Raw genomic sequence first — 23,622 nt, forward strand, 5'->3', positions numbered from 1 at the left:
CCTCGCCACCCTCTTCCGAACGACGTCCCGCCGCCGGCCATGCCGGCGGCGGGTTCGTTTTCACACCACGCTCACGAGGTCTTCCATGTCAGCGCACACTATCTTCGATAACGCCCCCTCGGCTCGATCGTCGCCTGGTCGGACGGAACCCCACGGCCCCCGGACCACCATCGCAAGAAGCTCTCCGCCTGGCAGGGCAACAACAGCCAGGGACGCCTGATCCAGAAGCAGGGCACGCGAAGCGTCGGCAACGTCACGCTCTCGGCGAGCTTCACCTTGCACAAGGAGGATCTCGGGGCCGGCGGCGTCATCGCCATCCGGGTCCATCGCTCCTTCTCGCTGGAATCGCAGCTGCAATTCACGATCCTCGAGCGTCCGGCGATCGGGTCAGTGCGTGTGTTCAGCCATGCCGGCACAGGGGCCGAACTCGTGCACCTCGCCGCGCGTCGCGCCGCGGCCGAGGAATGGCTCTCGCGCCACGGATATTCCCGCGCTGTTCTTGAAGAGGTTACGGCCGATGAGGAGGGCACTGATGTCGTCGAGGGGAGGGCAGCATGAGCGCGCCTCCCTCGGAGAACGCGGCAGCCGGCACTGAGGCTTTCCCTCCGGTCGAATTCGGCCGATCCAGCGAGGGCTTCCCGGTTGCACGCGTCGGCGACAACGCCTTTGCGATGCTGCCAGGGCCCAACCAAAGGCATTATCTCGCATCGGGCTGGCGGATCAGCCGGCCGCTTGTCGAATGGCGTCGGTCGGACTTCTTCGGCCATGACGGGGCGCTCTCCGATGAGGCGGCGTTTCGCGCCAGGGTCGCGGAGAACGCCGAGCACCAGCGCGAGCGCAAGGCGCTCGGGCGCCGCGAGGCTCATTCCCGCGCCCCCACGCCCTGGGGCACATCGCAGGGCGCGACCGAATATGCCGTGGGCGTCATATGTCATTCCACGGCAGGACATGGCGGCTTCCATCTCTCGGCCGAACGCAACCGCAAGGTCCACCCGATGCTGCGGGTGCCCAGCGGCTATTATGAGGAGGATGAAGCCTGGGCGATCGTCGCGATCACCTTTCCAGAACTCTTCACAGGCTTCGAGCGTCGCTGCGCCGAAAAGACCCTGCAAGACAGCTGGCCTGACGCCTGGGAGGCGATCTTCGCGACCGTTCTGCAACCGGGCGAGTCCGTAGAGAAGGACCGGCGCGCTTTCGAGCGCGAGCATGCCACGGACTGGATCGTGGTATCGGCGATCACCTCGAGCCGGCAGAAGGGTATGATCGAATGCGTCGCGACGCTGGGCCGCAAGCGCGCGCCTGGTACGGAGAAACGACGCTTTCTGGTCCCCGCCGGCGAATATGAGGTCGGCCGCTTCGGCTTCGTGATCGATCCGGACCGCCACCAGGTCTATGGCGGGCCATCGGACTTCGTTGGCTGGCAGGGGAGGGCCTCATGAACCCTTCCCCGGATCGCCGCGTGCAGCTCTGCCGGATGGAAGCGGCTCGCCGACAGACGCAGCGCCAACTCGACATCATCCAGCGCCAGATCACGCGTCGCATGACGGCGCTGATCCCGACACTCCAGCCGCGCCGAACCAGCTACCGGCGCGGCAAGCCGCCTGATCCGCGCGCCTTCCTCGAGCGCTACCGCTCGAATCTCGCCGCGCTGACCGCGGAGCGGCAGCCCGAGATCGATGCGCTCTCGCGCAAGCTCGTGCGGCAGGACCGGGCGATCGCCGCGCTGCGAGACCGCCGCGGAATTTCGCCATCTCCATGACGTATCGGCGCGCTTGCGACGGCGAAGCCGGATCATGCTGTCATAGCGTGCATGATGCATCCGGCGCGGTGCTGCCCTTACCAGCCCAGATCGGTTTCGGCGAAGTCGTCGCCCTTATAGGCTACCTTGATCCGGTAGGCCTTTGCACAGGCGTAGGAGAAGCAATCGCCCATGTTCAGCCTCGCGGGATGATTGACGATCTTGCCGAACCGCTGGGCCGCATCGAGGGCCTTCGTGCCGACGTCGCCGGAGATCATGGCCTCCTTTGCCTCGATATCGGCGATGAACTGATCGACAAGCTGCCGGGCCTGCGCCAACATGTCAGGCGTCGCGGGCTTGTCGCGGCCTTTGGCCTCGGCCATGCGCCGCGTCAGGGACAGCGCCGCTTCCATCCGCACGACAGCCGACACGTAGAACGGTCCGTCATGCTCCCCGAGCCTGTCCATAAGATCACCGGCGTCGCTCTCCTGCGCGAGGATGGCGACGATCACCGACGCGTCGACGAACAGCATCAGTCTTCGCCCCACATCTCATCGGTTTCGCGCTTGTGATCGCCGGGCGCGAACGGACCTGCCGCCCGCGCCATGGCGAGGGACTTGGCAAGCCGATCCCGCATAGGCAGACTGCCTTTTCGATGGGCGATTTCGTGCTTGAGGGCGGCTTTCACCGCCTCCACCTTGGAGGTTCTGGTAAGGCCGACCAGTTCCGCGGTCAGCTTATCGACCTCCGGATCCTTGATATAAAGGGGCATGGATCATATCCTTTTTGGGATATAAGGATATGCTCGTTTTCATATCCCGGCAAGTTTCCGTGTTGGGGATCGTTCACGACAGGGGCGAGGTCACGCGCTCCCCGGCACCCAGGCAGCGCTCATAAGAGCCTCGCGGCTATCGCGCAGCACGCTGCTCCTGCTTCGCTACGGCCGAGGCAATCCCACTTTGAAGACCTTGACCACGCTCGCCCATGGTCTCGACGTCTCGGTCTGGAGCCTGCTTGGGGTCCACGACGAGCATGTGCGGGAGGACATTGAATCCTTCGGGCTTCCGCCTGACGGCATCGTTGAGCTCCTGGCGAGCGAGATTGGCGCGGACGCGCCGAGTGCTCAACCAGGCCGACAGCTCTGAATCGCGCGGGGGAGATGGCTGGGAGCTGCGAGCTACATGCTGGACCGCACGGCGCCGGCGAAGGCAGGTGGATCGCTTCGTTTCCCTCTCCGTCCTGATCGACCGGCGCGAAGTCCCGGCACGCCCGTCATTTCGGCCACGGCCTCGGTCGATCGGCAACGCCCGAGAATCCGGTTGCGCGCCTGGCACTAACCCAGGCCGCCGGCCATAGTCACGCCGCGCCAGCATTTGCGGAGCGGGAGGCTCATTCGAGGGGAGCGGAGGCCACGGCGCCTTCCTCCGGCAGTGTTCCCGGCTGAACCGCGCTCGCTGGCATCGCCTCGGGTTTGTTGCGGTCTGAACCGTCGGCCGTGCGTTTCAAGGCCGCGTGCCGCGCCGCGTGGCGGCCGGCCTCCGCCGATCTCGCAAGCCGGGGGGCGCCTCCTTCGCGAGGGCTGAAAGCCCTGCTCCTCCGCGTCCCCGGCCCGCTCGCCTGGCAAAGGCCGGACCTGTGAAGCGCCCGGCTTGCGCCGGTTCCTGTCGACCGCACCCGAGGGGATGCCGGCAAGCGCCGGCCAGACTCCCCGGGAGCAATCGAAGAAAGGATGACGACATGGCCACGACCGCTCAATCTCACCGTCAACCCGCCCGCGTCGTGCAGCTGCGCAAGGGCACCACCCTCGAAATGGTCCGCCTCGCCTGCCCGGATACGACACAGGCCATGCGCATCTCTGAGAGCTTCGGGCTTACCGTTCTCGACAGCGACGGTATCCGTGACCTGCACGAGCGCATGCTCGTCGAGACCGCCGACAGTCTCCACGAGGGGCTCGGCGAGCGGGCGATGCAGATCCACCTCCAGCGCATCGTTGGGGCCTATGTCGGCTCGGCCCATGGCGCTGGCCAGTTCTACTCCCGCGCCGTCACCGAGGCGCGAGATGCTACGGCCAAATCGGCCTGTGACGCCCGCGACGAGGACCTCAATGGCCCGGTCGGCTTCGATGGCCAGGCCCAGCGCCGCCGCGAATTCGCAGCCGACATGGGGCTTCAGGCTCATGCGTTGCTCATGGCGGCCGAGGGCGCCGTCCGAGCCTACGAGCAGGTCGTCGGCGAGAACTGGAAGCCCTTCGAGCGGCCGATGGACAACGTCGGCGCCACCGTCGACCGCAAGGCGGCCGATCTCCAGATGGCTGCTTTCGGATAAGCCGCACGGGGCGGAGCTCCGGCTCCGCCCTTTCTCGCGTCGTCCGTCTCGATCGTCTCGACGGGCTTGCGCTTCGCTTTGGTCCGATGGCTCTGCCGCAGCTCGGTTAGGGGGCTTACGCGCCGACCAGGGCAACGAACGAAAAGCGAGGGGGAAAGCGCTCGCCGCGTCCCGTCCCGGCTGCGGTCCTGCCGGGGCGAGGAGCCGCGCAACGGCTGCGCCGTCCTCCACATGCGTTCCGGCCGTTCGCCACCCCATTGGCTTTGCCATGGGCTCGGCTCGGGTGCGCGCCGTCCTGACGCCCCGGCCTTGCGGACCGCCGTGACGGGGTCGCGAGCGGCGCGACCTCCAAATCGGAGATCAGGACCATGAAAAGGAAGAATGCAGGCGAACGGGCGGACATCTACACCCGGATCACCGAGAAGATCGTCACGGACCTGGAAAAGGGCGTGCGGCCCTGGATGCAGCCCTGGCGGGCTGGAAATGCCATCGGCCGGGTGACGCGCCCATTGCGGCACAATGGCCTGCCATACGCTGGCATGAACGTCCTGTTGCTCTGGTCCGAGGCGATGGCGCGCGGCTTCACCTCGCCAACCTGGATGACCTTCAAGCAGGCGATCGAGCTCGGCGGGGCCGTCCGCAAGGACGAGACCGGGACCACCGTCGTCTTCGCGAGCCGCTTCACCAAGACGGAGCTCGGCTCCGGCGGCGAGGAGTTCGATCGCGAGATCCCGTTCCTGAAGGCGTACACAGTCTTCAATGTCGCACAGATCGATCGTCTGCCCGATCGATACTATGCCCGGTCAGAGCCGGTCCTGGATCCGGTCGCGCACATCGAACATGCTGATGGCTTCTTCGCCAACACAGGCGCGGTGATCCGGCACGGCGGCGACAGGGCCTTCTTCTCGCCTGCTGGCGATTTCATCCAGATGCCGCCATTCGCGACGTTCCGCGACGTGGAGTCTTATGTCGCGACACTCAGCCACGAAGCGACGCACTGGACAGGGACGCCCCAGCGCCTGAACCGCGATCTGACGCGCTACGCCAAGGACAAGAGCGAACGTGCCCGCGAGGAGCTGATCGCGTTATCCTGACACTGTGATCCTGTCTCAGAATCAGGCATGGGGAGGCATCATCGGCGGTTCCGATGAGGCTCTTCAGACGTCCGAGTCAAGCGTTCCCGCAGCGTAAGCGAGGACAACGCTTGACGCGGCGGCGACTCCACAAGCTTGTTCATGGGGTGCAGGCAAAGTCCTGCACCCCTGCCACGTGGCGAACGGGAGAGCGCGAGGGGAACCCCTCGCATTCCAAACAAAAGAGTTGCGCCGAAGGCGCTCCGTTCAGGTATCGTGCGTGCAGTTATATTTTACCGACCTTGGCGCTGTTTCGCGCCCGCTTTCCATAGATGGTTTCGCAGTGAACACTGCGCCCGGCGCGCTTGACACGGCCGAGCGCGCCGGGCTGATCGATGACATGCCCTTCATCCTGATGGATGACGGCAGCTACGATCTTGATCTCAACCGGTTCTTCCGCGCCTGTCCCGCTATGGGGGCGCGATCGCCGAACACGTGGCGCTCCTACGCACGCGATATTCTTGTTTGGGCACGCTTCCTCCACGAACGCCGCGGCGGCAAGACGGTCTGGCAGGCCGACCGCCATGACGTGTTGGCGTTTCATCGGGCACGGCGCCTGTCGGACGCCGCATACCGCATTTCGGCGTCGAGCTGGAACCGTTGCGTTGCCGCGCTTGACAAGCTTTATCGCTGGGCCGTTGAAGAGGAGATCATCACGACCTCGCCCTTCGGCTACGGCGTCGCGCTACGGCGGGCGTCGGGTAGGCGCGCCATGGTGGCCGTCACGACGAACCGGGCACGTGAGCGCGCAGCGCGTCGGCACGATACCCGATACATTGACCTCGGCCGCTACCTGCTTTTTCGCGACGTCGGGCTGAGAGGACGTCTGCCGGACGGTTCCGAGGATCCTGCGTGGCGTGGCCGCAATGGGGAGCGGAACGCCCTCTTCGCCGAGCTTCTCGTCACGACCGGTTTGCGGCTGACCGAGGCCGGCAGCCTGCTCCTGACGGAGCTTCCGCGCCTGACCGAGGCTGGATCGCGCTCAGCGCCGTTCGATCTTGCCGGTCCGATCGCCAAGGGCGGACGGCCACGGCGCATCCCTATTCCCCGCAGGGTGCTGAGGATGATCGCCGACTACATCGACTTCGAGCGCACGATTTCCGCCTCCCGGTCCGAACCGGCGCTGTCCGATCCGCTCTGGCTAATGCCGGTGGACAGGAAGGTAAGAGATGACGCAGGCAAGCGTGTTCGGGTCGACCGCCTGACGCCACGCGAGCGCCGGCGCGTGCTGATCGGTGCACCCGCTACGGCGCAGCATGCCGTGCTCTGGCTGACCGAATGCGGCCAGCCTGTCCCGCCGGCCACCTGGGAAGCTGCCTTCCGCCGGGCCTGCGTCCGCTGTCGTCGCTTCGGCATCGAGATCGACGTGACGCCGCATACCTTGCGGCATACCTTCGCCGGCAACATGCTCTCCATGCTGATCCGCGAGCAGATCGGCTCGGTGTTCGATCCGCAGGACCGGCACGGCGCGGCCTACCGGCGGATTCTCTGCGATCCGCTGCAGAAGCTGCAGCACCTGCTGGGGCACGCCAGCGTGACCAGCACCTACATCTATCTCGACAGCCTTGCCGAGGCGCAGGAGCTGGTCGAGGCGGCCGCGGATCGCTGGGCAGAAGATACGGCTGGAGATGCCGCATGATTGCCGCGATGACTGCCTTAAAGCGGTGGCCGGGCCGCCGTGCACTGTTTCCCGAAGCCTTGCCCGACCCCGAGGGTGAAGCCGTCGCTGCGATCGCGTCGCTGCGCTTCTCCGTCACGCTTGCGGACCGTAGCAAGACAATCGACCTGACGATGCTCAGCGGCCGCAGGGCGTTGGCCCGGAGTTTTGCCGGTGCTCTCTGGCGCGCCTGCCAGGTCGGCGGTCCGGCCGGCTCGATCTCGACCGCTTCCGCCTATGCCAATGCGCTTAAGACGTTCTGGCGGTATCTCGACGCCGTTAGTCCCCACGTCGTCAGATTGTCCGACGTGAGCGCCGCCTGCATCGACGGCTTCGACGCCTGGATGGAGGAGAGCGGCCTGCATCCCAATCACCGGCTGCACCGGATGAGCAAGGTGCTCAACTTGCTGCGGCTCGCCGAAGCCGCCGAGCCCGGCCGCCTGCCGCCCGATGCCTCGCGGCGCTTGATGTACACGAGCGACCGGCCGGGCGTGCGCGCCCGGCCGCGTGATGCCTATGGCGACGATATCGCGAAGGCGTTGCGGACCGCGGCACGCACCGATCTGGCCGCCATCATCCGTCGCTTCGCTGACGCAGATCGAATGCCGACGGTCGAGGACGCCTTTCGAAGCAGCGCGCTCGCGGCGGCACACGAAGCGGCCATGGCGGCGATCGATGCGGAAGGCGTCATTGGGCACAGGCATCCTCTCTTCAAGCGGCTCTACACACTCCGCCGTGAGAGCGGCTTGCCGAACGATCGCCTGATCCACGATCTGCATGGCCGCCGGCACCTGCTCGCCGCCGACCTCGTGTCGCTCATAGTCCTTGTCTCGCTCGACACGGGGCTCGAGATCGAAGCGATCAAGGACCTGCGGGCAGATTGCCTGAAGAATCCGGCGGGTGGCTATGTCGAGATTGAGTATTGTAAGCGGCGGGCGCGCGGCGCTGAGTGGAAGCGGCTGCGCGTGCGCGACGGCGGTTCCTCGACTCCGGGCGGTCTGATCCGCAAGGTGCTGCAGTGGACCGGCCCGGCGCGAGACCGGCTCGGCGCCGATACGCTCTGGGTCCACTACGCCTGGGGCCGCTTGATCCCGCGCGTGCTTGGCATGAAGGAGCCTGTGGCTTCATGGACCCGCCGGCATGACATCCGCGATGAACAGGACCAGCCCCTTCGTCTCAACCTGACTCGCCTGCGCAAGACTCACAAGGCGGCATGGTACCGGCGCACGGGCGGCCAGCTCGAGCGCTTTGCCGTTGGGCACAGCACCGCGGTTGCGGCCAATCACTACGCCGACATTCCCGCGCTTCGCCATATTCACGAAGCCACGATCGCCGACGCCATGAGCGATGCGCTTGACGCAGCCCTGCGTCCCTGCGTGCTGTCGCCGGACGAGGAAGCGGCCGTCCGGGTCGATCCCGACCACGCGACCGGTCTTCCCATTTCCGGCGCCGCCGCTGTCACCGCGTTGCTCCGCGGCGAACAGGATGTCTGGCTCGCCAGTTGCGGCGGGTTCTACGCGAGCCCGTTCGGCCCAGAGGGCGAAGCCTGTCCGTCGCCCTTTTGGGGCTGTCTCGAATGCAGCAACGCGGTGATCACGGCCCGCAAGCTGCCCGCGCTGCTGTCGTTCCTCAGCTTTATCAGGACGCAGAGACAAGCGCTCACCGAAGCCGACTGGACGACCAAGTTCGGCCGCGTTCATGGCCGGATCGCCGATCAGATCCTGCCCCGGTTCAGCGAAGCCGAGATTGATGAGGCGCGACAGGCTGCGGCTGCGGACCCGAGGCTGATCTACCTTCCGCCTGAAGCGGGAGCGCCATGATGCCAGCACCGATCACACTTCCAGCCAGACCTTCTTTGCCCTCGGTCATTTACAGTGACGACGAGCCCGTGCTCGCCGGCGTCGCAATCAGGGACGATGCCGACCGCGCGCAGCTCCACCGTTTCGGTGACGATCACTGGGATTTGAGCGCCGCCATCTTCCGGGTGAACGCGCGCTACAGCAATTACCGGCTCAACTTCGCCCGCATCGCCGATCCGGTCACGCGCCGTCTGGCGAAAGAGTATGTAATCGCCCGTCTGCGCATCCACTTGCCGGGATATCGTGCGCCCTGCGGCGCGACCTCGGCGATCCGGCTTCTGCGCTACATCCAGCACTTTGCCGCGTTCCTTCGGACGCAGCTCGGCGCCGTCGACCTCGGCCGAGTGGATCCGGCTTTGCTCGACGCCTATCTGGTGCATGCCCGCGACGGCGGCCGGAGAACGCCCCACGAGACGGTGAAGTATGTCGAGGTGCCGATTGACCTGCACCACCTGGCGCCGTGGCTGACCGGCGGCGGTATCGGCTTTCTGCCGTGGCGCGGGCACGCCGCGCACCGTGTCGCCGGCCGGCCGCCGGCGCCTGCCGAGAACGCCACGCCGCGCATTCCCGAGCCGGTCATCGGCGCCATGCTTCGCTGGGCGCTCAAGTATGTTGAGATCTATGCACCCGACATTCTCGCGGCGCGGGCGGAGCTGGATGCTCTCGAGGCCCGCTGCGCCCGGCTGATGGCGCGGGATCAGCAGACCGGACGGGCCGTCGCCAGGACCTATCGGGCCCGCGTGGCGAAGTGGCTCGACGCGCGCCGGGCTGCCGGCCGGGGTATCCCGATCTGGGAGCGCGCGCCCAACGCCGCCCGCCGGATCGATCCGCTGACCGGCCAGGAGCTGCCACCCTACAATCTGCACTTGATGCGGCTGCACGCCGGTGCGCCGGAGAGCGGCCGCGTCAGCCAGTCCGAGGCGACCGCGCGACTGATCGAGGAGATGGCTGCCGAGCTCGGAACCGAGGTTGGCGGTCTCGATACGCCGATCTCCATTGATCCGGACACCGGCCTGTCATGGCGCGAGCGCTTCGACGGCCTCAGTCTCGCCCGCGAGGAGCGGATGCTGCAGGGCGCCTGCTATATCGTCTGCGCCTATCTCACCGGCATGCGCGACAGCGAGGTGCAGGCGATGCAGCCGGGCTGCGTGTCGCCGGTGCGTAGCGGCGACGGCCTGGTCGAACGCTATCGGGTGCGCAGCACCGTCTACAAGCGCCATGGCCCGCGCGGCGTGACGGCCGACTGGATCACCATTGAGCCGGTCGCCCGCGCCGTGGAAGTCATGGAGGTGCTCTCGGCGCGCAATCGCAAGGAGAAGGGACTCTCGTCCCTGTGGGTGACGCTGAAGGATTGGCCCTGGAGCGCCGATCACCTCGGCATGGGCGCAACGGCAACGCTCAATCTGTTCCGCGACGGCCTGGACGCGCGTTCGGAAGGCGGACCAGCGATCCCGCGCCCCGGCGACGAGCCGTGGAAGTTCACGACGCGGCAGCTGCGCCGCACAATTTCCTGGTACATCGCCAACCGGCCGTTCGGCACCATCGCCGGCAAGATCCAGTACAAGCACGCCTCGGTCGCCATGTTCGAAGGTTATGCCGGATCGGCGCGGGCCGACTTCCGCCTCGCCGTCGAGCGCGAGCGCGCGCTCGGCCAGCTCGACGACATTGTCGCCCATTACGAGGCCTATCTGCGCGACGAAGGTCCGGCCGGACCGGGTGCGGCGCGATTGCGACGGGAGTTCGCCCGCGTCCACGACGAGATCGGTGATCTTCCCGGCCGGATCATGGACCGCAAGCGGTTGCGCACCACGCTCGCCCATCTCGGACGGACGTTGCATGTCGGCTTCCTCAATGACTGCCTCTTCGATGCGGCGACCGCCCTCTGCCTCACGGACGTGGCGGATCCCGAGCGAACGGCGCCGGCGCTTTCCCGATGCAGTCCCGATCGCTGCCCGAACGCCTGTCTGACCGCCCGGCATCGCGAGCCGTGGCAGGCCTCGATCGCCGAGGGCGAAGGGCTGCTTGCCGACCGGCGCCTGTCGCCGTTGCAACGCGAAGCCATCGCGCGCGACAACGAACGCAAACGCCGGCTCATCGCACCCCTGATAGAGGGCGCCGCATGAGCGCGCTCGGCCCGAAGAGCGAGGCGGCGCTGCGGGCGGCGATGGCACGGCTGCTCGACGGCCGCCCCGAGCGCACCGACGGCGCGCTGACCGTCGCCAACCTGGCGCGCGAGGCCGGAGTCAGCCGGGCGACGGCGAACCGTGCGGTCGATGTTCTCGCCGAGTTCCGTGCCGCCGAAGCACGCCACCGGCGAGCCACTCCGAGAGCCCTCAAGGAGCGCATCCGCGCGCTCGAGGCCGAGCTGCGCGCCGTGCGCGGCGCCGAGATCGCCGAGCTGCGCGGCCTCGCCCGCACGCTCGCCCAGCACATCCAGGTGCTGACGCTGCAGATCGCCGAGCGGGATGCGGTGATAGCCGGTCTGCAGGACGAGCTTGACCGATCGCGCGAGGCCAAGGTCGTCGCGCTGCGACGCCCGCCGCGAGACGGCGCCGGCTGAGAGCCGCGCAACTGCCTATCGTCGACCGGTCTTGCGGTCGTCGGTCATGGGTGCCTCTTCAAGCTCGCCCGTCGAGGCAGGGGCTCGGGTGTGGCAGACGCTGCCAGCCCATCAACCCTGTTCCGCACCAGCACCGAGAACAGGGTGTGACGGGCCGGCCCCCCGCGTCTGCCCCTGCCGCCTCGCCCTCGACGGAGAGGGCGAGCTGAAGGAGGCACCCATGACCACAGATCGCAGCAACTCGACCCGGACTGATATCTACGAGCGTGTCACCAGCCAGATCATCGCCGCCATCGAAGCCGGCGCCGGCGACTACCGGATGCCGTGGCATCACGACGGATCGGCCATCACCACGCCGGTCAACGTCGCCTCGTGCAAGGCCTATCGTGGCGTCAACATCCTCTCGCTCTGGGCCGCGGCGCACGCGGCCGGCTATCCCGCCGGCATTTGGGGCACCTACCGCCAATGGCAGGCGCTCGGCGCCCAGGTTCGCAAGGGCGAACGCGGCCATCTGGTCGTGTTCTGGAAGACCACCGATCGCGGCGATGCGGACGCCCAACACGGCGACGAGGATCGCGACGAGCCCGCCCGGCGGATGTTCGCCCGCGGCTACACCGTCTTCAACTGCGCGCAGGTCGACGGCTACACACCGCCCGAGACGCCGGAGCTGCCCGAGGTCGAGCGGATCGAGCGGGCCGAACGGTTCTGCGCGGCCCTCGGCATCGACATCCGCCACGGCGGACCGCAGGCCTACTACCGCCCGTCTACCGACCAGGTGCAGATGCCGGAGTTCGCCTGCTTCCGCGACGCGGTCGCCTACTACGCCGTGTTGCTGCATGAATGCGGCCACGCTTCCGGCGCCAGGCATCGCCTCGACCGCGATCTTTCCGGACGCTTCGGCTCGGCCGCCTACGCGATGGAGGAATGCACGGTCGAGCTCTTGAGCGCGATGATCTGCGCCGATCTCAACCTGAGCGTCGAGCCGCGACCCGACCACGCCCGTTACATCGCCTCCTGGCTCAAGGTGCTGCGTTCCGACTCGCGCGCCATCTTCACCGCCGCGAGCAAGGCGCAGGAGATCACCGACTGGATGCACGCGCAGCAGGTCGGCGATCGCCAGCACGAGGTCCGGGGCGCCGCATAGGCGCCCCTGCTCGATCAGTTGACGGTTCGCTCCTGGAACAGCGTCTCGATCAGCGGACACTCCGGGAGCGTGCCGTCGCCGCACTGGGCAACGACGTCCTCGAGCACCCGCTCCATGCGCCTCAGGTCGGCGATCTTCGCCCGGACGTCGGCAAGGTGGACGGCAGCGACATCGCGTGCTTCGGCACAGGGCCGGTCGCGCTCGTCAACGAGACGCAGGAGCTCACGGATTTCGTCAAGCGAGAACCCGAGCTCGCGCGCCCGCAAAACGAAGCGAAGCCGCCGCTCGTGAGTGCTGTTGTAGCTGCGATAGCCGCTCGCCGTGCGCGGCGGCTCGGGCAGAAGGCCGACCTTCTCATAATAGCGCACCGTCTCCAGATTGCAGCCCGTCCGCCGGGCGAGCTCGGCCCGCTGTATGCCCTTCATCCCGGCGTGATCGCCCATCGCAAAAAGCCCTCTTGACTCTGTAGTTGCTACAGACTGCACACTAGCGCCTGGATAGGAATTCGGCAAGGAAAGCGAGTCCTGACATGAATGCATCGCGATATGGACCAGCAGACATTGCACCGACTGCAGCGAAGCTGACGACGCCCGAGCAGAATGAGGTCCGGCGGCAGCGCCTGGTCGCAGTCGGCGGTATTCTCGGCGCCATCGGCGCCTCGTCCTGCTGCATCATTCCACTCATCCTGTTCAGCCTTGGTATCAGCGGTGCCTGGATTGGCAATCTGACGGCACTTGCCCCTACAAGCCCTTCTTCGTCGCTGGGACGACAGGCGTTCTCGGCTACGGCTTTTACCTCGTCTACTGGAAGCCACGGCGAGCCTGCGCCGACGGCGAAGCCTGCACACGCCCCGCCCCAGCCGCCTCGTCCAGATCGGACTCTGGATGGCAACGGTTCTCGTCGTTGCTGCCTTCGCCTTCGACTACGTTGCTCCGCTGCTGCTTTCCGCCTGATACCGAAAGGAGAGCCTCCCCTATGAAGAGTTTGAGCGTTTGCACCCTGATCGGCTCGCTGATGCTGGCCCCTGCCGCCTGGGCCGGCGAGCGCACCATCACCTTCGCCGTCGACAACATGACCTGCGCCACGTGTCCCTACATTGTGAAGACCACGATGGCGGCGGTCCCCGGCGTCGCGAATGTGACCGTCTCCTTCGAGGCGAAGACCGCGACTGTCACCTTCGACGATGCGAAGACGAACCCCGATGCCATCGCGGCCGCCAGCATGAATGCCGGTTATCCGGCCCACCCGAGGCAGGGCAGTTGACATGAACGACCTTGCCCTGGTCCGCACCGGCGTGGCGGGCGGCATAATAGCTGCGATCTGCTGCGTGACACCCATTCTTGCCGTCCTGCTGCCGCTCGTCGGTCTGGGCGCGTGGCTCGTCAGCGCGGATCTGATGGCGTTTTCACTGCTGGCCGTCAGCCTGGGACTCATAGCGTGGGGCCTCTACCGCCGCCGGGCGAATGCGGCCTGCGGCGAGAGCAAGAACCACAAGGAAGCCTGAAGCCATGAACGATTGCTGTGCATCCTCCTCCCGGGACAAACCTGCCGTTTCTCAGCCCGCGACACTGCCGAGCTTCGCCGTGCGGCCCGATGTTACGTTTCCGGACTGGTCGGCCGTCACATTGCCGGCGGTCCGAGACGCCTTGCAGGCGATGGTCGGCTCCGACCACGTGCTCAATCGCTGGAGCGGCTACGATCCCACCACGGACCGCGTGCGCGTTGCGTTGCTCCAGCTCTACGCCGAAGACGGGCAGGCCCCGGCTATAGGCGCGCTTGCGGAACGTGCAAGTTTGAGCGAGACGGCCATCTGGCCGTTGCTCGCAGAACTTCGCCGGCGCGACCTCGTCGTTCTCGACGGCGAGCAGATCGTCGGTGCCTATCCCTTCACCGACCGCGACACCGGCCATCGGGTCACGCTGGACGGACATGTTCTCAACGCCATGTGCGCGGTCGACGCGCTCGGCATCGGCGCCATGACCGGTCGTGACGTCGCGATCGCCTCGCAATGCCGCCATTGCGGCGCGCCGATCCGGATCACGACGCGTGAGCGAGGACGGGCGCTGGCCGCCGTCGCGCCGTCGACGGCCGTCATGTGGCAAAGTGTCCGCTATGAAGGCGGCTGCGCCGCGAGCTCGCTCTGCGCGACGACCGCCTTCTTCTGCTCGGACGAGCATCTCTCCCTCTGGCGCGACGAACGTTCTGCCGACAAGCCGGGTTTCCGGCTGTCGATCGAGGAAGGACTGCAGGCTGGCCGCGCTCTGTTCGGGCCGAGCCTTGCTGGACTCGATACGGCGTCGAAGAGCACGGCGGTCGCAAGCCGCCCCTTCCCGGCCAACGGCCGCAATGGTGGCACCTACGACCTCGTCGTGATTGGCGCCGGCTCGGCCGGCTTCTCTGCCGCGATCACCGCCGCTGATCAGGGCGCCCAAGTCGCGCTGATCGGCAGTGGTACCATCGGCGGCACCTGCGTCAATGTCGGCTGCGTACCATCGAAGACCCTCATCCGCGCCGCTGAGACGCTGCACAACGCTCGCGTGGCAGCCCGTTTTGCCGGCATCACAGCCGAGGCCGAACTGGCCGACTGGCGCGGAACCGTTCGTCAGAAGGACGCGCTGGTTTCGGAGCTGCGCCGGGCCAAGTATGTCGACCTGCTCCCCGCCTACAACGGCATCGCGTATCGCGATGGGCCGGCGCGCCTCGTCGACGACGGTGTCGAGGTGAATGGTACACGCATTCCGGCCGGCAAAATCATCATCGCTACCGGCGCGCGGCCGGCAATCCCCGCCATCCCTGGGATCGAGACCGTGCCGTATCTGACCAGCACGTCGGCGCTCGAGCTTGAGAAGCTGCCGTCCTCACTGCTCGTCATCGGCGGCGGCTATATCGGCGCGGAACTCGCCCAGATGTTCGCCCGTGCCGGCGTCAAGGTGACGCTCGTCTGTCGCTCGCGACTGTTGCCTGAGGCCGAGCCGGAGATCGGCGCGGCGCTGACGGGGTATTTCGAGGACGAAGGGATCACTGTCGTCTCCGGCATCGCCTACCGTACGATCCGCAAGACTGAGGGCGGCGTTTCACTGACCGTTACGCGCGACGGCGAGGATATTGCTGTCGGCGCCGATCAGGTGCTGATTTCCACCGGCCGCACGCCCAACATCGAAGGCCTCGGGTTTGCCGAGCACGGGATTGCCATCTCGCCGAAGGGCGGCATCGTCGTCGATGACCGCATGCGCACGACGCGCGCTGGCATCTATGCCGCCGGCGACGTCACCGGCCGCGACCAGTTCGTCTACATGGCTGCCTACGGTGCCAAGCTCGCGGCCAAGAACGCCCTTAACGGCGACAGCCTGCGCTATGACAACAGCGCCATGCCGGCGATCGTGTTCACCGATCCGCAGGTGGCGAGCGTCGGGCTGATCGAGGCCGCAGCGCGCGCCGCCGGGCATGCGGTCCGCGTCTCGACGATCGGTCTCGACCAGGTGCCCCGTGCGCTTGCCGCCCGCGACACACGTGGGCTCATCAAGCTCGTCGCCGACGCCGGCAGCGGCCGGCTGCTTGGCGCGCACATCCTCGCGCCGGAAGGCGCCGACAGCATCCAGACCGCAACACTGGCAATCCGGCAGGGGCTCAGCGTCGACGATCTGGCGGACACGATCTTTCCGTACCTCACCACCGTCGAGGGCCTGAAGCTCGCGGCGCTAGCCTTCGACAGGGACGTCGCCAAGCTGTCCTGCTGCGCCGGTTGAATAGTGGCAAGGGCCTCTGAGCACCCCTCGAATCTGTCTCACGCGTCGAGATCGATCGGAAGCGTGTGGATTTTCAGACAAATGCCGCCGAAAAATCCGCCTGAGACAGGTTGACTGTTCAGATAAATCGCCGAACTCGGAAGCTGCTTTCTTTGCGCCGACCTCGGCATCGCGCCCGAACTCGAACCCCGGCCGGATCACGCCTCCTATCTCGATTCCTGGTTGCGCGTGCTCGCCGATGACAAGCGTGCCATTTTCCAGGCCGCGGCGCATGCGCAGCGGGCTGTCGCCTATCTGCACGGCCTTCAGCCGACGGTCTCCGAAGAACGGGAGGCCGCATAATGGCAGCCACCCCTTCCTCCCGTCTGCTGATCCGCGGCTTCGCCGCGACAGCGCGTGGCGCGCCGATCGACATGCCGGCAATCGCGCGTAACGGCGGCCCGCTCTCGCTGGATGACCATGTTGGGGAGGCAGGCTGATGCGGGCCGCCGCAATCGCAAAGCGGAAGGGCTTCGAGCCCGCCCCGCGCCCCTACGCAGCCGTTACAAATCTCGGCCGATCGCAAGCACACCGGCTATTGCCGAACTCCTCAGACAGCACGCTCCGGTCGCCATCGGCGTATCCGGCGGCAAGGACAGCCAGGCGGCGGCGATCGCCACGTTCGAATACCTTGACCGTGTCGGCCACATCGGCCCGCGGCTTGCGCTTCATCCGGCTTACCGGCAGTTCGGGATGACGCGCGTCTCGTGCCGGTTCTGCATCATGTCGAGCCTCGCCGACCTCAAGGCCGCAAGCTGCCAGACCAAGGCCCACGAGCTCTATCGGACGATGGTCGACCTCGAATGCCGGAGCTCATTCGCATTCCAGGGCGCGCGCTGGCTCGGCGACATCGCCCCGCATCTCCTTGATCATGACGCTCGTGATGCTTTGGTGCTCGCGAAGAAGACAGCGGCGCGGCGCATTGCCGCGGAGCGCCGCATCAGCCGGCCGATGCGCTTTGTGAAGGGATGGCCGACACGAATGCTCTCCGACACGGAAGCCGATCTGTTGGCGGAGGTCCGGGCCGAAATCAGCGGCCTGCTCCAATTGAACGCGCGGTTTCTCGACCGGGACGGGATCCATGGCCGCTATGCCGAATTGCTGGCGGTCAAGGCCAGCAAAAGCAGGAGCGCATGAGCGGGCTGTCTTCTCACGGCCAGTGGTGAACATCACCTGCCTGGGGTAGCGGGATCGGCTGGACGATTCCGGGTAGTTGACTGAGCCTCAGAGAGGATAGGGCCACCGCCCGTTCCGGGCGGCCGCGCTCTATGCCTGCGGCACGGAGCCAGCCTGCGGCCGTCTCCGCCGATTCCGGTGACGATCGCTTGTCCAGATCCAAGACGCCGTTCAGACCCGAGATCTGGCTGGGATGTGATGGCCGCTCGCGAAGAGATCGTCGCCTCTTGTTCGGGCCTCCTCGAGCGTCGGAATGCATCTGCCGGAAAACATCCCTGAGCATTGCGCGGCGACCAGGCTAAAGCTGGGCCGGCCGAACCTTCGACGTCCGCGACCGAAGCAGGATGCACCGCGGAAAGCCTGCCGCGCCGTAAGGGCTTGTGGTGGAGTGGGGCGGCACCGCTCGGCTGACGGTAATGCCGGCGCGCAGGCCCGTTCACAGGCGGGAGTGGAAGGTGTGTTGGCGCCTGGCCTTAGTTTTCAGGGCGGGCGGGTGTCGCACTCGCGCCGGGCTGCCGGGCAGACCGTTCCGGCGGAAGCCTTTGGCGAATCTGTGCGCCGACGCGGCGGCAGCCATGTCGTGGCTCCTCTTCGGTCTGATCCAGGCCTGCCCTCCTGCGGGCTCGATGGGGCATGTCTGACCGGAGAACGGCTTCGCCTCGATCGTCCTCCCGCAACGGCCTCGCGCGACTTTCTTCCCCTGACGCTGCGCGCCATTCCTCGCGGGGCAAGAAAGCCGCTTCCAGCCGTCCTCCATTGCATTGCGGCCCCTAAGGACCACCCCAGCGCGCAAGCGCGCCGGGGACCCCGGTGGGGTGCGGTCCGATCGTCCCCGGTCCTGTCGACAGCCATCGAGGTCGCGAAGGGCGCGGCCCGAAACAGCAAAGGAACGGCACCATGGCTACCATCGGCACCTTCACCTCCACCACCACCGGCTTCACCGGCTCGATCAAGACCCTCACCCTCAACGTCAAGGCCCGCCTCGAGCGCATCGAAAACCCCTCCGACAAGGGCCCCCACTTCCGCATCTACTCCGGCGCCGTCGAACTCGGTGCGGCCTGGCAGAAGCACTCCGAGCAGAGCGGCCGCGACTACCTCTCGGTCAAGCTTGACGACCCGAGCTTCCCGGCGCCGATCTACGCCACCCTGGTCGAGGTCGAAGGCGAACAAGGCCTCCAGCTGATCTGGTCCCGGCCGAACCGGGACTGATCTTCCGCCACCCCGGCCCCGCCATACGGCGGGGCCATTTCCATGTCGGTCGGACCTGCGCCCGCGAGGCCGGGGGCATTCGCGGTTGCCGCCGGCGTGGCGTGTCATCCTGTCGGGCAGGTTCTCTCAGCCGGGAGCCCGCGTCTCCCGGAGGGCGCGGCACCGTGGAGCCAGGCCGTCTTTCTCTCTGGGGCGACAAGCATACCGTCAGTCGGCCCGCCGCAAGGACGGGCGGTACCCCCAATTTTGTCGCCGGGCGCATGCGCGCCCATCGACAAAATCGGCTCCCCCACCCGCCGGCTCCGCCGGTTGCTGACGCAATCCTTGCCCCGGACCTCCAACGACCGGTGGCGGCCTCCCGTCATCGAGACATTGGAGGTTCACATGAACAACGCTTTCGACATCTACGCAGAGATCGGCGAGCTGCGTGCGGAGCTCGCGGAATGCATCCTCACCCGCAAGGAACGCGCCGAGACGCAGGCACGTCTCGACCAACTGCTCGCTGAGGCGGATCGGCGGCGCGAGGCCGAGGAGGCGTGAGCCTCCTCTTCGCATGTCGACGACGGCAGTGTTACCGTTCGCGGTCGGAGGGCTTCAACCGTTGAGCGCGTCCTTCACGGCCTTCGCGGGTGTGAAGCGCAGCTTCTTCGAAGCCGCGATCTTGATTGTCGCACCCGTCGAGGGGTTGCGACCCTCACGCGCCGGGGTCGCCTTCACCTTGAACTTCCCGAAGCCCCGGGACATTGGTTTCACCGCCGCTCTTGGCCGCCTCGGCGATCTGCTTGAACACGCTATCGACGATCGTCTTGGCCTGAGCCTTGGTCAGGTTCTGGTCGGCGGCGATCTTGTCGGCGATTTCAGCGGTGGTGGCCATGGGGGCGTTCCTCGGTGATGTCGTTTGTCGTCGAATCTGTGTGTATGCGCCCGATCGTGGCGCGAGCGGCATCGGGCGTTCGCATCGTGACCACGTCAAGGCCCGCTGCAGTTCTGCGTCAACGGGCTTAGCGCCGTATCACCGGATCGGTCGACGGCAGGTGCCAGCTGCAGGAGAGCGGCGGTACGGGTGTCGTTCGAGGATCAGGGCCATGTGTCGGGGCTTCGGCCCGAGCGGCGCAATCCCGCTCTCTCGCGATGGCGTCCTGGGCCAGCCCCGGATCTTCCACGATCAACCCATGAAGGGTCCGCTAGCAAGCTGCGGCCGCTTGGCCAAGGCCTGCGCGGTGATCGCGACCGGGGCCGACCCTTCGAGGAGCCATCGAGCGGGAATTCCCCCGCTCCGGATGGATCCTCACGACGATGTCCGATCTCAGCCTCGCGCAAGACCACGCCTTCCAGCTCGCCCGCACCCTCATGGTCCCGGTCACGCTCTTCAAGTCCGGCGATCAGTACGGCGCCCTGCCGAGCGACGAACTCGACGCCAACGACGACCTTGAGCCGATCCACGAATTCGATCCGCACGAGCGCGGGCCAGCTCATTGAGCCGGCACCCCGTTGCCGGACCCGCCCGGCCACCCGTCCGTCGCCTCGGCTCGCTGTTCGGCCGACATCGCTATCGGACGGGGAGCGCTGGCATTTCACCACGGCCCGTGTGCCAGATCCAACTATCCATCTCCGGGCGCGATGCGATCATCTCATCGAGCGCTTCCTGATAGGCGTCGTCCGCATTCGCCGGCACGACGAAGAGGGCGAGCGGCCGTGGCCGGTGCTGCAGCAACAGCGCTGCCACGATCGGCTGATCCGCGGGAGAGGCAAAACGCAGGCCCTTGATGCTCTGCTCGCGCGCCTTCGCCAGCGCTTCGACAAGGCGCAGCTCCTGGGCGGATTCGTAAGGGATCCAGTTCTCCGCCACGACCATCAGCGCGATCTCCTCGACGATCGCGAGACCGGCGGCATTCAGCCCGAAGGTCGCGATTGCGATCAGATGCGAGGTATCGTTCGCCGCCCATAGCGCGAGCTCCGCCTCGAAGCGCGCTTGCACGCGAACCCAGGCACGATCGTCGAGCAGGAACGGGAAGCCCGGCAGGTGCTTGATGACGAGCCGGTGGCCGCCGCGCGCCGCCTGGAATTCCTTGACCTCGCCGACCAACACCATGAGCTTTCGCGGGCCGGTCTTCTGCGGCTGGATGTCACTCAGCGCGGTCGCCCGCCGTTGCTCGATCGCGTCCTTCTGCTCGGCGCGGAAGGACTCCGGAACGAGAAGCACGTCACTCAGTGGCGCGCCCTTCACCAGCATCGTCTTCGCCGCTTCGAGCAGGTGCCAGCGAATATTCCACCAGTGGCGCCTGCCGGCCCAGGCGGAGGTCCATTTGGTCAGGCCGGCTTCGTTCCAGAGCAGATGTAGCAGCGCCCGGAGCGACAGCCGGCGCGCCTCGCTCTTCACCGAAGTCGATTCCAACGCGGCAGGCATCGCCGCCGCCCGGCTGCCGGTCCGCGTCAGGCTGAACTCCAGTCGCAACGCCGCCATCCCGCTTTCGGGATCAAGCCGGATCGCACTGCCCATGAGTGGACCGAGACCCGAGAGATCGACAGGCGGCTCATAGGAGTCGCAGTCTGGATCGTGCTGGCCGCCCGAGAGCGGCATGCGCTTGATCACATGCTGCTCGCCGATCGCGGCGACATACATCGGAATGCCCGGCTGGCGGCATAGACACAGCGGGCGAATGTGATCGCGATAAGCCGCCGCGATCGCGTCCTTCAGGGCGGGATCACCCTCCGTTGTGATGGTGCCTGCAATCTCGTACCGGCGCATCCACGTCCTCCTGGCGCGTCACCGGCGTTCCGCTTGCGCGATTGGCGACTGGACTTATGCGAACATCGAGGCCGCCCGCTGCAAGTTAGGCCGCGGCGCGGAGGCGGCGCCGGTCGAAACAGGCTGCCTTCCTGCGCTCATTGCCTACACAGGCAGTTTCCGCGAGCGCGCTTCACGCGCGATCGTGCGTTGAGCCCGGTTCTTCTTGGCGATGGCCGAACTCAAATCGTCATAGTCGACTCCGCCTCTCTGCAGAGCGCGGCGGGCATCTTCGACCTCGAAGCCGAGAAGCTCGAACACCGACATGTGCAGACTGGCGGCGAGGCGCTCGATCGTCTTCAGCGTCGGGTTCCCGGCTCCGCGGAGCATTTGGTAGTAGGTTTGACGCGCGAGCCCCGTCTTCGGCAGAAGCTTCTCCATGCCGCCGTTCTCGATCTCGAGCTGCTGCAGGCGAATCGCGATCATTTCGTTGAGGATCGAATGATCGAGGGGCTGGGGCTTGCGAACGGGCATCTGGTTCCCAGGACAGGTTGGCGATCACGATTCCCAGGACCCTATATCAGCGTCTAACATCTAAGATAATAGACATTTGCAATTTGATCCAAATACGGCTTGCGGCGTCGCCCTGCTCGTATTCAGGCCGATGTCGCCCGGCCCAAGCGACAGGGCGGATTCCGGTGGGGCGCCTTCATATCGGTGGCAGTCGCCCAATCTGCTGCAGATGCTCGTACAGGATGCGGTCGATCACGCGCAGCGGCTGCGTCCGCTCCTCGGCGGCCATCTGGCGAAGGACGAGATCGATCGCGTCCGGCAAGCGCAGCGCATAGGGCCGGGACGACGACCGCTCGCCATAAGCCTCGAACGGGTTCCGCTCTGGCTTCGCTCGCGCGGGCCGCCGGGCCGGTGCTGCGGCTTCCCGCGGCCGAGGCGGAAACGCGCTGCGAGGACTACCGTTGGCGGAGTCGTCATAGGCAGGCGTTACGACCACAGGTTTCGGGTCAGCCGCGACGGGCCCGGACGAAGCAACGCGCTGCGATCTGAAGGCGTCGCGGGGGAGGGGCGGCCTGTCCGGCTTGCTGCTAGTGTCGGAACCGCCCATGTCAGGCCGCCGCCTCGTCCGGCGCTGTACCCTGACTGGCAGCGAGCAGCTCACGCACGACCTGGTCGGCATTGTAACGCGCCTTCCGAACGGGCTCGTCGCCATCGCTCATCTGATAGAGCGTGCCGTGGCCGCTGGTCATCGTGCGATAGGTCACACGGCGATAAAGTGCGTTCGAGCAGATCGGCACCTGTTCGGCATCGAGATAGCCGATGACCTCGCGCAGTGGTCGCGTGTTGCGGTCGAGACTGTCATACTCGTTGAACAGCACGCGATGCTGACTCATCGGTAGAGCCGATGCCGCTGCATGCTGTTCGAGATTGCGGATGGTGCGCACGACCTGCGACGCATCGAAAGTGTGGACCTTGCACGGCAGGACCACAAGATCGGCCCGCAGTGTCGATTGGATCAGGACGTTGCCATAATAGCCGGGCGTGTCGATGACCACGACGTCATAGCGCTCGCCATTTTCGATCGCCGCGAAAAGCTCCGCTTCGTTCGCCGCCCGGATCAGATCGATCCCCTCCGGCTTCATCCCTCGTGCGATGCTCGACGCGTGCCATTGATAGGACGATCCTTGCGGATCCGCGTCGATGATCGCCACCGCATAGCCGTGGCGGGCAAACTCTCCAGCGAGGATGATCGAAACGGTCGTCTTGCCGCTTCCGCCCTTTGGGTTGGCGACTGCGAAGATGCTCGGCATCGGTGCTCCACGGGCCTTCGGGCTCTCTTGGTCAATGTACATTATAATAGATATTAGACAATGCCGGTTCGCCGCAAGACGGTATCTCGGGATTGCCGAACTATGCGATTGCGCTAAGCCCGTAAGGCGTGATCGCAGCAGTTCGAAATGACGCTATTCCGGGAATCCCGGACGTCTGCGATGCCGTAATTCGCGCTTGCCGTGACGCCGCAAGACGGGAATGAGGCAGGGCGGCATTCGGGCTATTCTGCATCCGCAGAGTGCTGCATTCCTTCGATACATCACTATGATAAAGCTGTGATGTGGCGTTCCACGGGTCGCGAAATGCGGTGGTGCAGCAATGACGTTCTCATGCATGACCGAGTCATCGACAAAGCGAATTGCGGTAATGCCGCATGCCGGAACAGCGGCCCTCGGCGCGATGCGACCGGCCGCGAGGCCATGAGGTGGCGCAATGGCGGGGTCAGTGGGAGTGGGGGGGCTGG

At 66.4% G+C, this 23,622-nt stretch carries 24 protein-coding genes and 5 pseudogenes; 21 read left to right on the plus strand and 8 right to left on the minus strand.

Annotation, left to right across the window (positions count from 1 at the left end):
* The first annotated feature begins 85 nt into the window (after nucleotides 1-85).
* The 3 genes and pseudogenes from CE453_RS29560 to CE453_RS00735 all read left to right on the plus strand — a co-directional run bounded on the left by CE453_RS29560 (nucleotide 86) and on the right by CE453_RS00735 (nucleotide 1,759).
* Nucleotides 86-558, plus strand: a pseudogene (locus tag CE453_RS29560) (hypothetical protein).
* Nucleotides 555-1,439 carry a DUF7007 domain-containing protein gene (locus CE453_RS00730; protein WP_089172853.1) on the plus strand — a complete coding sequence of 295 codons (885 nt, stop codon included), beginning with the start codon at nucleotides 555-557 and terminating at the stop codon, nucleotides 1,437-1,439. Before CE453_RS29560 ends, CE453_RS00730 begins: the two are co-directional and overlap by 4 nt.
* Nucleotides 1,436-1,759, plus strand: a complete 324-nt coding sequence (locus tag CE453_RS00735) for a hypothetical protein (RefSeq protein ID WP_089172854.1) — start codon at nucleotides 1,436-1,438, stop codon at nucleotides 1,757-1,759. The genes CE453_RS00730 and CE453_RS00735 overlap by 4 nt, the downstream gene beginning before the upstream one ends.
* A 77-nt stretch (nucleotides 1,760-1,836) precedes the next feature.
* Here the strand turns inward: CE453_RS00735 and CE453_RS00740 are convergent, their stop codons facing one another.
* Nucleotides 1,837-2,271: a type II toxin-antitoxin system VapC family toxin gene (locus CE453_RS00740; protein ID WP_089172855.1), complete on the minus strand. Its 435-nt coding sequence runs from the start codon at nucleotides 2,269-2,271 to the stop codon at nucleotides 1,837-1,839.
* Entirely contained in the window at nucleotides 2,271-2,510 is a 240-nt protein-coding gene (locus CE453_RS00745) for a type II toxin-antitoxin system VapB family antitoxin (protein ID WP_089172856.1), read from the minus strand. Before CE453_RS00745 ends, CE453_RS00740 begins: the two co-directional genes overlap by 1 nt.
* Nucleotides 2,511-2,697: 187 nt before the next feature.
* On the opposite strand from CE453_RS00745, the gene CE453_RS00750 reads away from it, so the two are divergent.
* The 8 genes and pseudogenes from CE453_RS00750 (at nucleotide 2,698) to CE453_RS00785 (ending at nucleotide 12,416) form a co-directional block, all read left to right on the plus strand.
* A complete protein-coding gene (locus CE453_RS00750; protein ID WP_089172857.1) occupies nucleotides 2,698-2,883 on the plus strand; it encodes a hypothetical protein in 186 nt (61 codons plus the stop codon).
* Between the two features lie 592 nt (nucleotides 2,884-3,475).
* Complete coding sequence (locus CE453_RS00755) at nucleotides 3,476-4,063, plus strand: hypothetical protein (protein WP_089172858.1); 588 nt, start codon at nucleotides 3,476-3,478, stop codon at nucleotides 4,061-4,063.
* A gap of 368 nt (nucleotides 4,064-4,431) precedes the next feature.
* Nucleotides 4,432-5,148 (plus strand): annotated as a pseudogene (locus CE453_RS00760) (ArdC family protein); the annotation flags it as partial.
* 268 nt (nucleotides 5,149-5,416) lie between these two features.
* A complete protein-coding gene (locus CE453_RS00765) occupies nucleotides 5,417-6,835 on the plus strand; it encodes a tyrosine-type recombinase/integrase (RefSeq protein WP_089172860.1) in 1,419 nt (472 codons plus the stop codon).
* Nucleotides 6,832-8,673 (plus strand): hypothetical protein, encoded by a 1,842-nt coding sequence (locus CE453_RS00770; protein WP_089172861.1) that lies wholly within the window; start codon nucleotides 6,832-6,834, stop codon nucleotides 8,671-8,673. Before CE453_RS00765 ends, CE453_RS00770 begins: the two co-directional genes overlap by 4 nt.
* Nucleotides 8,674-8,741: 68 nt before the next feature.
* Nucleotides 8,742-10,835, plus strand: a complete 2,094-nt coding sequence (locus CE453_RS00775) for a hypothetical protein (RefSeq protein ID WP_349236614.1) — start codon at nucleotides 8,742-8,744, stop codon at nucleotides 10,833-10,835.
* A complete protein-coding gene (locus CE453_RS00780; protein ID WP_089172863.1) occupies nucleotides 10,832-11,272 on the plus strand; it encodes a hypothetical protein in 441 nt (146 codons plus the stop codon). Before CE453_RS00775 ends, CE453_RS00780 begins: the two co-directional genes overlap by 4 nt.
* Before the next feature lie 220 nt (nucleotides 11,273-11,492).
* Nucleotides 11,493-12,416 (plus strand): ArdC family protein, encoded by a 924-nt coding sequence (locus CE453_RS00785; protein WP_089172864.1) that lies wholly within the window; start codon nucleotides 11,493-11,495, stop codon nucleotides 12,414-12,416.
* A 14-nt stretch (nucleotides 12,417-12,430) separates the two neighbouring features.
* Here CE453_RS00785 and CE453_RS00790 read toward each other — a convergent pair whose 3' ends face one another.
* Entirely contained in the window at nucleotides 12,431-12,859 is a 429-nt protein-coding gene (locus CE453_RS00790) for a MerR family transcriptional regulator (protein ID WP_089172865.1), read from the minus strand.
* Between the two features lie 86 nt (nucleotides 12,860-12,945).
* On the opposite strand from CE453_RS00790, the pseudogene CE453_RS00795 reads away from it, so the two are divergent.
* From CE453_RS00795 to CE453_RS28370, 9 genes and pseudogenes are all read left to right on the plus strand, one after another.
* Nucleotides 12,946-13,369 (plus strand): annotated as a pseudogene (locus tag CE453_RS00795) (mercuric transporter MerT family protein).
* 22 nt (nucleotides 13,370-13,391) lie between these two features.
* Nucleotides 13,392-13,679, plus strand: a complete 288-nt coding sequence (locus CE453_RS00800; protein ID WP_089172866.1) for a heavy-metal-associated domain-containing protein — start codon at nucleotides 13,392-13,394, stop codon at nucleotides 13,677-13,679.
* Between the two features lies 1 nt (nucleotide 13,680).
* Nucleotides 13,681-13,920: a mercury resistance system transport protein MerF gene (gene merF / locus CE453_RS00805; protein WP_089172867.1), complete on the plus strand. Its 240-nt coding sequence runs from the start codon at nucleotides 13,681-13,683 to the stop codon at nucleotides 13,918-13,920.
* Between the two features lie 4 nt (nucleotides 13,921-13,924).
* The gene (merBA, locus tag CE453_RS00810) at nucleotides 13,925-16,162 is read left to right on the plus strand and encodes a bifunctional organomercurial lyase/mercury(II) reductase MerBA (RefSeq protein WP_089172868.1); all 2,238 of its coding nucleotides are present in this window, start codon (nucleotides 13,925-13,927) and stop codon (nucleotides 16,160-16,162) included.
* A 126-nt stretch (nucleotides 16,163-16,288) separates the two neighbouring features.
* A pseudogene (locus CE453_RS28880) lies at nucleotides 16,289-16,504 on the plus strand (zincin-like metallopeptidase domain-containing protein); the annotation flags it as partial.
* On the plus strand, nucleotides 16,504-16,641 hold the full coding sequence (locus CE453_RS28365) for a hypothetical protein (protein WP_157732862.1): 138 nt from the start codon (nucleotides 16,504-16,506) through the stop codon (nucleotides 16,639-16,641). The pseudogene CE453_RS28880 and the gene CE453_RS28365, both read left to right, overlap by 1 nt.
* The gene (locus tag CE453_RS00820) at nucleotides 16,622-17,338 is read left to right on the plus strand and encodes a hypothetical protein (protein ID WP_248307697.1); all 717 of its coding nucleotides are present in this window, start codon (nucleotides 16,622-16,624) and stop codon (nucleotides 17,336-17,338) included. Before CE453_RS28365 ends, CE453_RS00820 begins: the two co-directional genes overlap by 20 nt.
* A gap of 936 nt (nucleotides 17,339-18,274) precedes the next feature.
* Entirely contained in the window at nucleotides 18,275-18,586 is a 312-nt protein-coding gene (locus CE453_RS00825; RefSeq protein ID WP_089172869.1) for a DUF736 domain-containing protein, read from the plus strand.
* Between the two features lie 384 nt (nucleotides 18,587-18,970).
* A complete protein-coding gene (locus tag CE453_RS28370; RefSeq protein WP_157732863.1) occupies nucleotides 18,971-19,126 on the plus strand; it encodes a hypothetical protein in 156 nt (51 codons plus the stop codon).
* Between the two features lie 54 nt (nucleotides 19,127-19,180).
* On the opposite strand, the pseudogene CE453_RS00830 reads toward CE453_RS28370, so the two are convergent.
* A pseudogene (locus tag CE453_RS00830) lies at nucleotides 19,181-19,460 on the minus strand (HU family DNA-binding protein).
* A 422-nt stretch (nucleotides 19,461-19,882) separates the two neighbouring features.
* Between CE453_RS00830 and CE453_RS00835 the strand changes: the two are divergent.
* Nucleotides 19,883-20,065, plus strand: coding sequence for a hypothetical protein (locus CE453_RS00835; RefSeq protein ID WP_089172870.1), 183 nt, complete (start codon nucleotides 19,883-19,885; stop codon nucleotides 20,063-20,065).
* Between the two features lie 70 nt (nucleotides 20,066-20,135).
* On the opposite strand, the gene CE453_RS00840 is transcribed toward CE453_RS00835, so the two are convergent.
* The 4 genes from CE453_RS00840 to CE453_RS00855 all read right to left on the minus strand — a co-directional run bounded on the left by CE453_RS00840 (nucleotide 20,136) and on the right by CE453_RS00855 (nucleotide 23,137).
* On the minus strand, nucleotides 20,136-21,335 hold the full coding sequence (locus CE453_RS00840) for a DUF1173 domain-containing protein (protein ID WP_089172871.1): 1,200 nt from the start codon (nucleotides 21,333-21,335) through the stop codon (nucleotides 20,136-20,138).
* Between the two features lie 144 nt (nucleotides 21,336-21,479).
* A complete protein-coding gene (locus CE453_RS00845) occupies nucleotides 21,480-21,848 on the minus strand; it encodes a transcriptional regulator (protein WP_089172872.1) in 369 nt (122 codons plus the stop codon).
* 175 nt (nucleotides 21,849-22,023) lie between these two features.
* Complete coding sequence (locus CE453_RS29565) at nucleotides 22,024-22,434, minus strand: hypothetical protein (RefSeq protein WP_089172873.1); 411 nt, start codon at nucleotides 22,432-22,434, stop codon at nucleotides 22,024-22,026.
* A gap of 1 nt (nucleotide 22,435) precedes the next feature.
* Nucleotides 22,436-23,137, minus strand: coding sequence for a ParA family protein (locus tag CE453_RS00855; RefSeq protein WP_089172874.1), 702 nt, complete (start codon nucleotides 23,135-23,137; stop codon nucleotides 22,436-22,438).
* Between the last annotated feature and the right edge of the window lie 485 nt (nucleotides 23,138-23,622).

This window comes from Bosea sp. AS-1, assembly GCF_002220095.1.
In the GTDB taxonomy this organism is placed as follows: domain Bacteria; phylum Pseudomonadota; class Alphaproteobacteria; order Rhizobiales; family Beijerinckiaceae; genus Allobosea.

What these genes read in the sequence shown, in the direction of transcription:
- CE453_RS00730 (WP_089172853.1), top strand. Translation starts at nt 555, where the DNA reads ATGAGCGCGCCTCCCTCGGAGAACGCGGCAGCCGGCACTGAGGCTTTC.
- CE453_RS00735 (WP_089172854.1), top strand. Translation starts at nt 1,436, where the DNA reads ATGAACCCTTCCCCGGATCGCCGCGTGCAGCTCTGCCGGATGGAAGCG.
- CE453_RS00740 (WP_089172855.1), bottom strand. Translation starts at nt 2,271, where the DNA reads ATGCTGTTCGTCGACGCGTCGGTGATCGTCGCCATCCTCGCGCAGGAG.
- CE453_RS00745 (WP_089172856.1), bottom strand. Translation starts at nt 2,510, where the DNA reads ATGCCCCTTTATATCAAGGATCCGGAGGTCGATAAGCTGACCGCGGAA.
- CE453_RS00755 (WP_089172858.1), top strand. Translation starts at nt 3,476, where the DNA reads ATGGCCACGACCGCTCAATCTCACCGTCAACCCGCCCGCGTCGTGCAG.
- CE453_RS00770 (WP_089172861.1), top strand. Translation starts at nt 6,832, where the DNA reads ATGATTGCCGCGATGACTGCCTTAAAGCGGTGGCCGGGCCGCCGTGCA.
- CE453_RS00780 (WP_089172863.1), top strand. Translation starts at nt 10,832, where the DNA reads ATGAGCGCGCTCGGCCCGAAGAGCGAGGCGGCGCTGCGGGCGGCGATG.
- CE453_RS00785 (WP_089172864.1), top strand. Translation starts at nt 11,493, where the DNA reads ATGACCACAGATCGCAGCAACTCGACCCGGACTGATATCTACGAGCGT.
- CE453_RS00790 (WP_089172865.1), bottom strand. Translation starts at nt 12,859, where the DNA reads ATGGGCGATCACGCCGGGATGAAGGGCATACAGCGGGCCGAGCTCGCC.
- CE453_RS00800 (WP_089172866.1), top strand. Translation starts at nt 13,392, where the DNA reads ATGAAGAGTTTGAGCGTTTGCACCCTGATCGGCTCGCTGATGCTGGCC.
- merF (WP_089172867.1), top strand. Translation starts at nt 13,681, where the DNA reads ATGAACGACCTTGCCCTGGTCCGCACCGGCGTGGCGGGCGGCATAATA.
- merBA (WP_089172868.1), top strand. Translation starts at nt 13,925, where the DNA reads ATGAACGATTGCTGTGCATCCTCCTCCCGGGACAAACCTGCCGTTTCT.
- CE453_RS28365 (WP_157732862.1), top strand. Translation starts at nt 16,504, where the DNA reads ATGGCAGCCACCCCTTCCTCCCGTCTGCTGATCCGCGGCTTCGCCGCG.
- CE453_RS00820 (WP_248307697.1), top strand. Translation starts at nt 16,622, where the DNA reads ATGTTGGGGAGGCAGGCTGATGCGGGCCGCCGCAATCGCAAAGCGGAA.
- CE453_RS00825 (WP_089172869.1), top strand. Translation starts at nt 18,275, where the DNA reads ATGGCTACCATCGGCACCTTCACCTCCACCACCACCGGCTTCACCGGC.
- CE453_RS28370 (WP_157732863.1), top strand. Translation starts at nt 18,971, where the DNA reads ATGAACAACGCTTTCGACATCTACGCAGAGATCGGCGAGCTGCGTGCG.
- CE453_RS00835 (WP_089172870.1), top strand. Translation starts at nt 19,883, where the DNA reads ATGTCCGATCTCAGCCTCGCGCAAGACCACGCCTTCCAGCTCGCCCGC.
- CE453_RS00840 (WP_089172871.1), bottom strand. Translation starts at nt 21,335, where the DNA reads ATGCGCCGGTACGAGATTGCAGGCACCATCACAACGGAGGGTGATCCC.
- CE453_RS00845 (WP_089172872.1), bottom strand. Translation starts at nt 21,848, where the DNA reads ATGCCCGTTCGCAAGCCCCAGCCCCTCGATCATTCGATCCTCAACGAA.
- CE453_RS29565 (WP_089172873.1), bottom strand. Translation starts at nt 22,434, where the DNA reads ATGGGCGGTTCCGACACTAGCAGCAAGCCGGACAGGCCGCCCCTCCCC.
- CE453_RS00855 (WP_089172874.1), bottom strand. Translation starts at nt 23,137, where the DNA reads ATGCCGAGCATCTTCGCAGTCGCCAACCCAAAGGGCGGAAGCGGCAAG.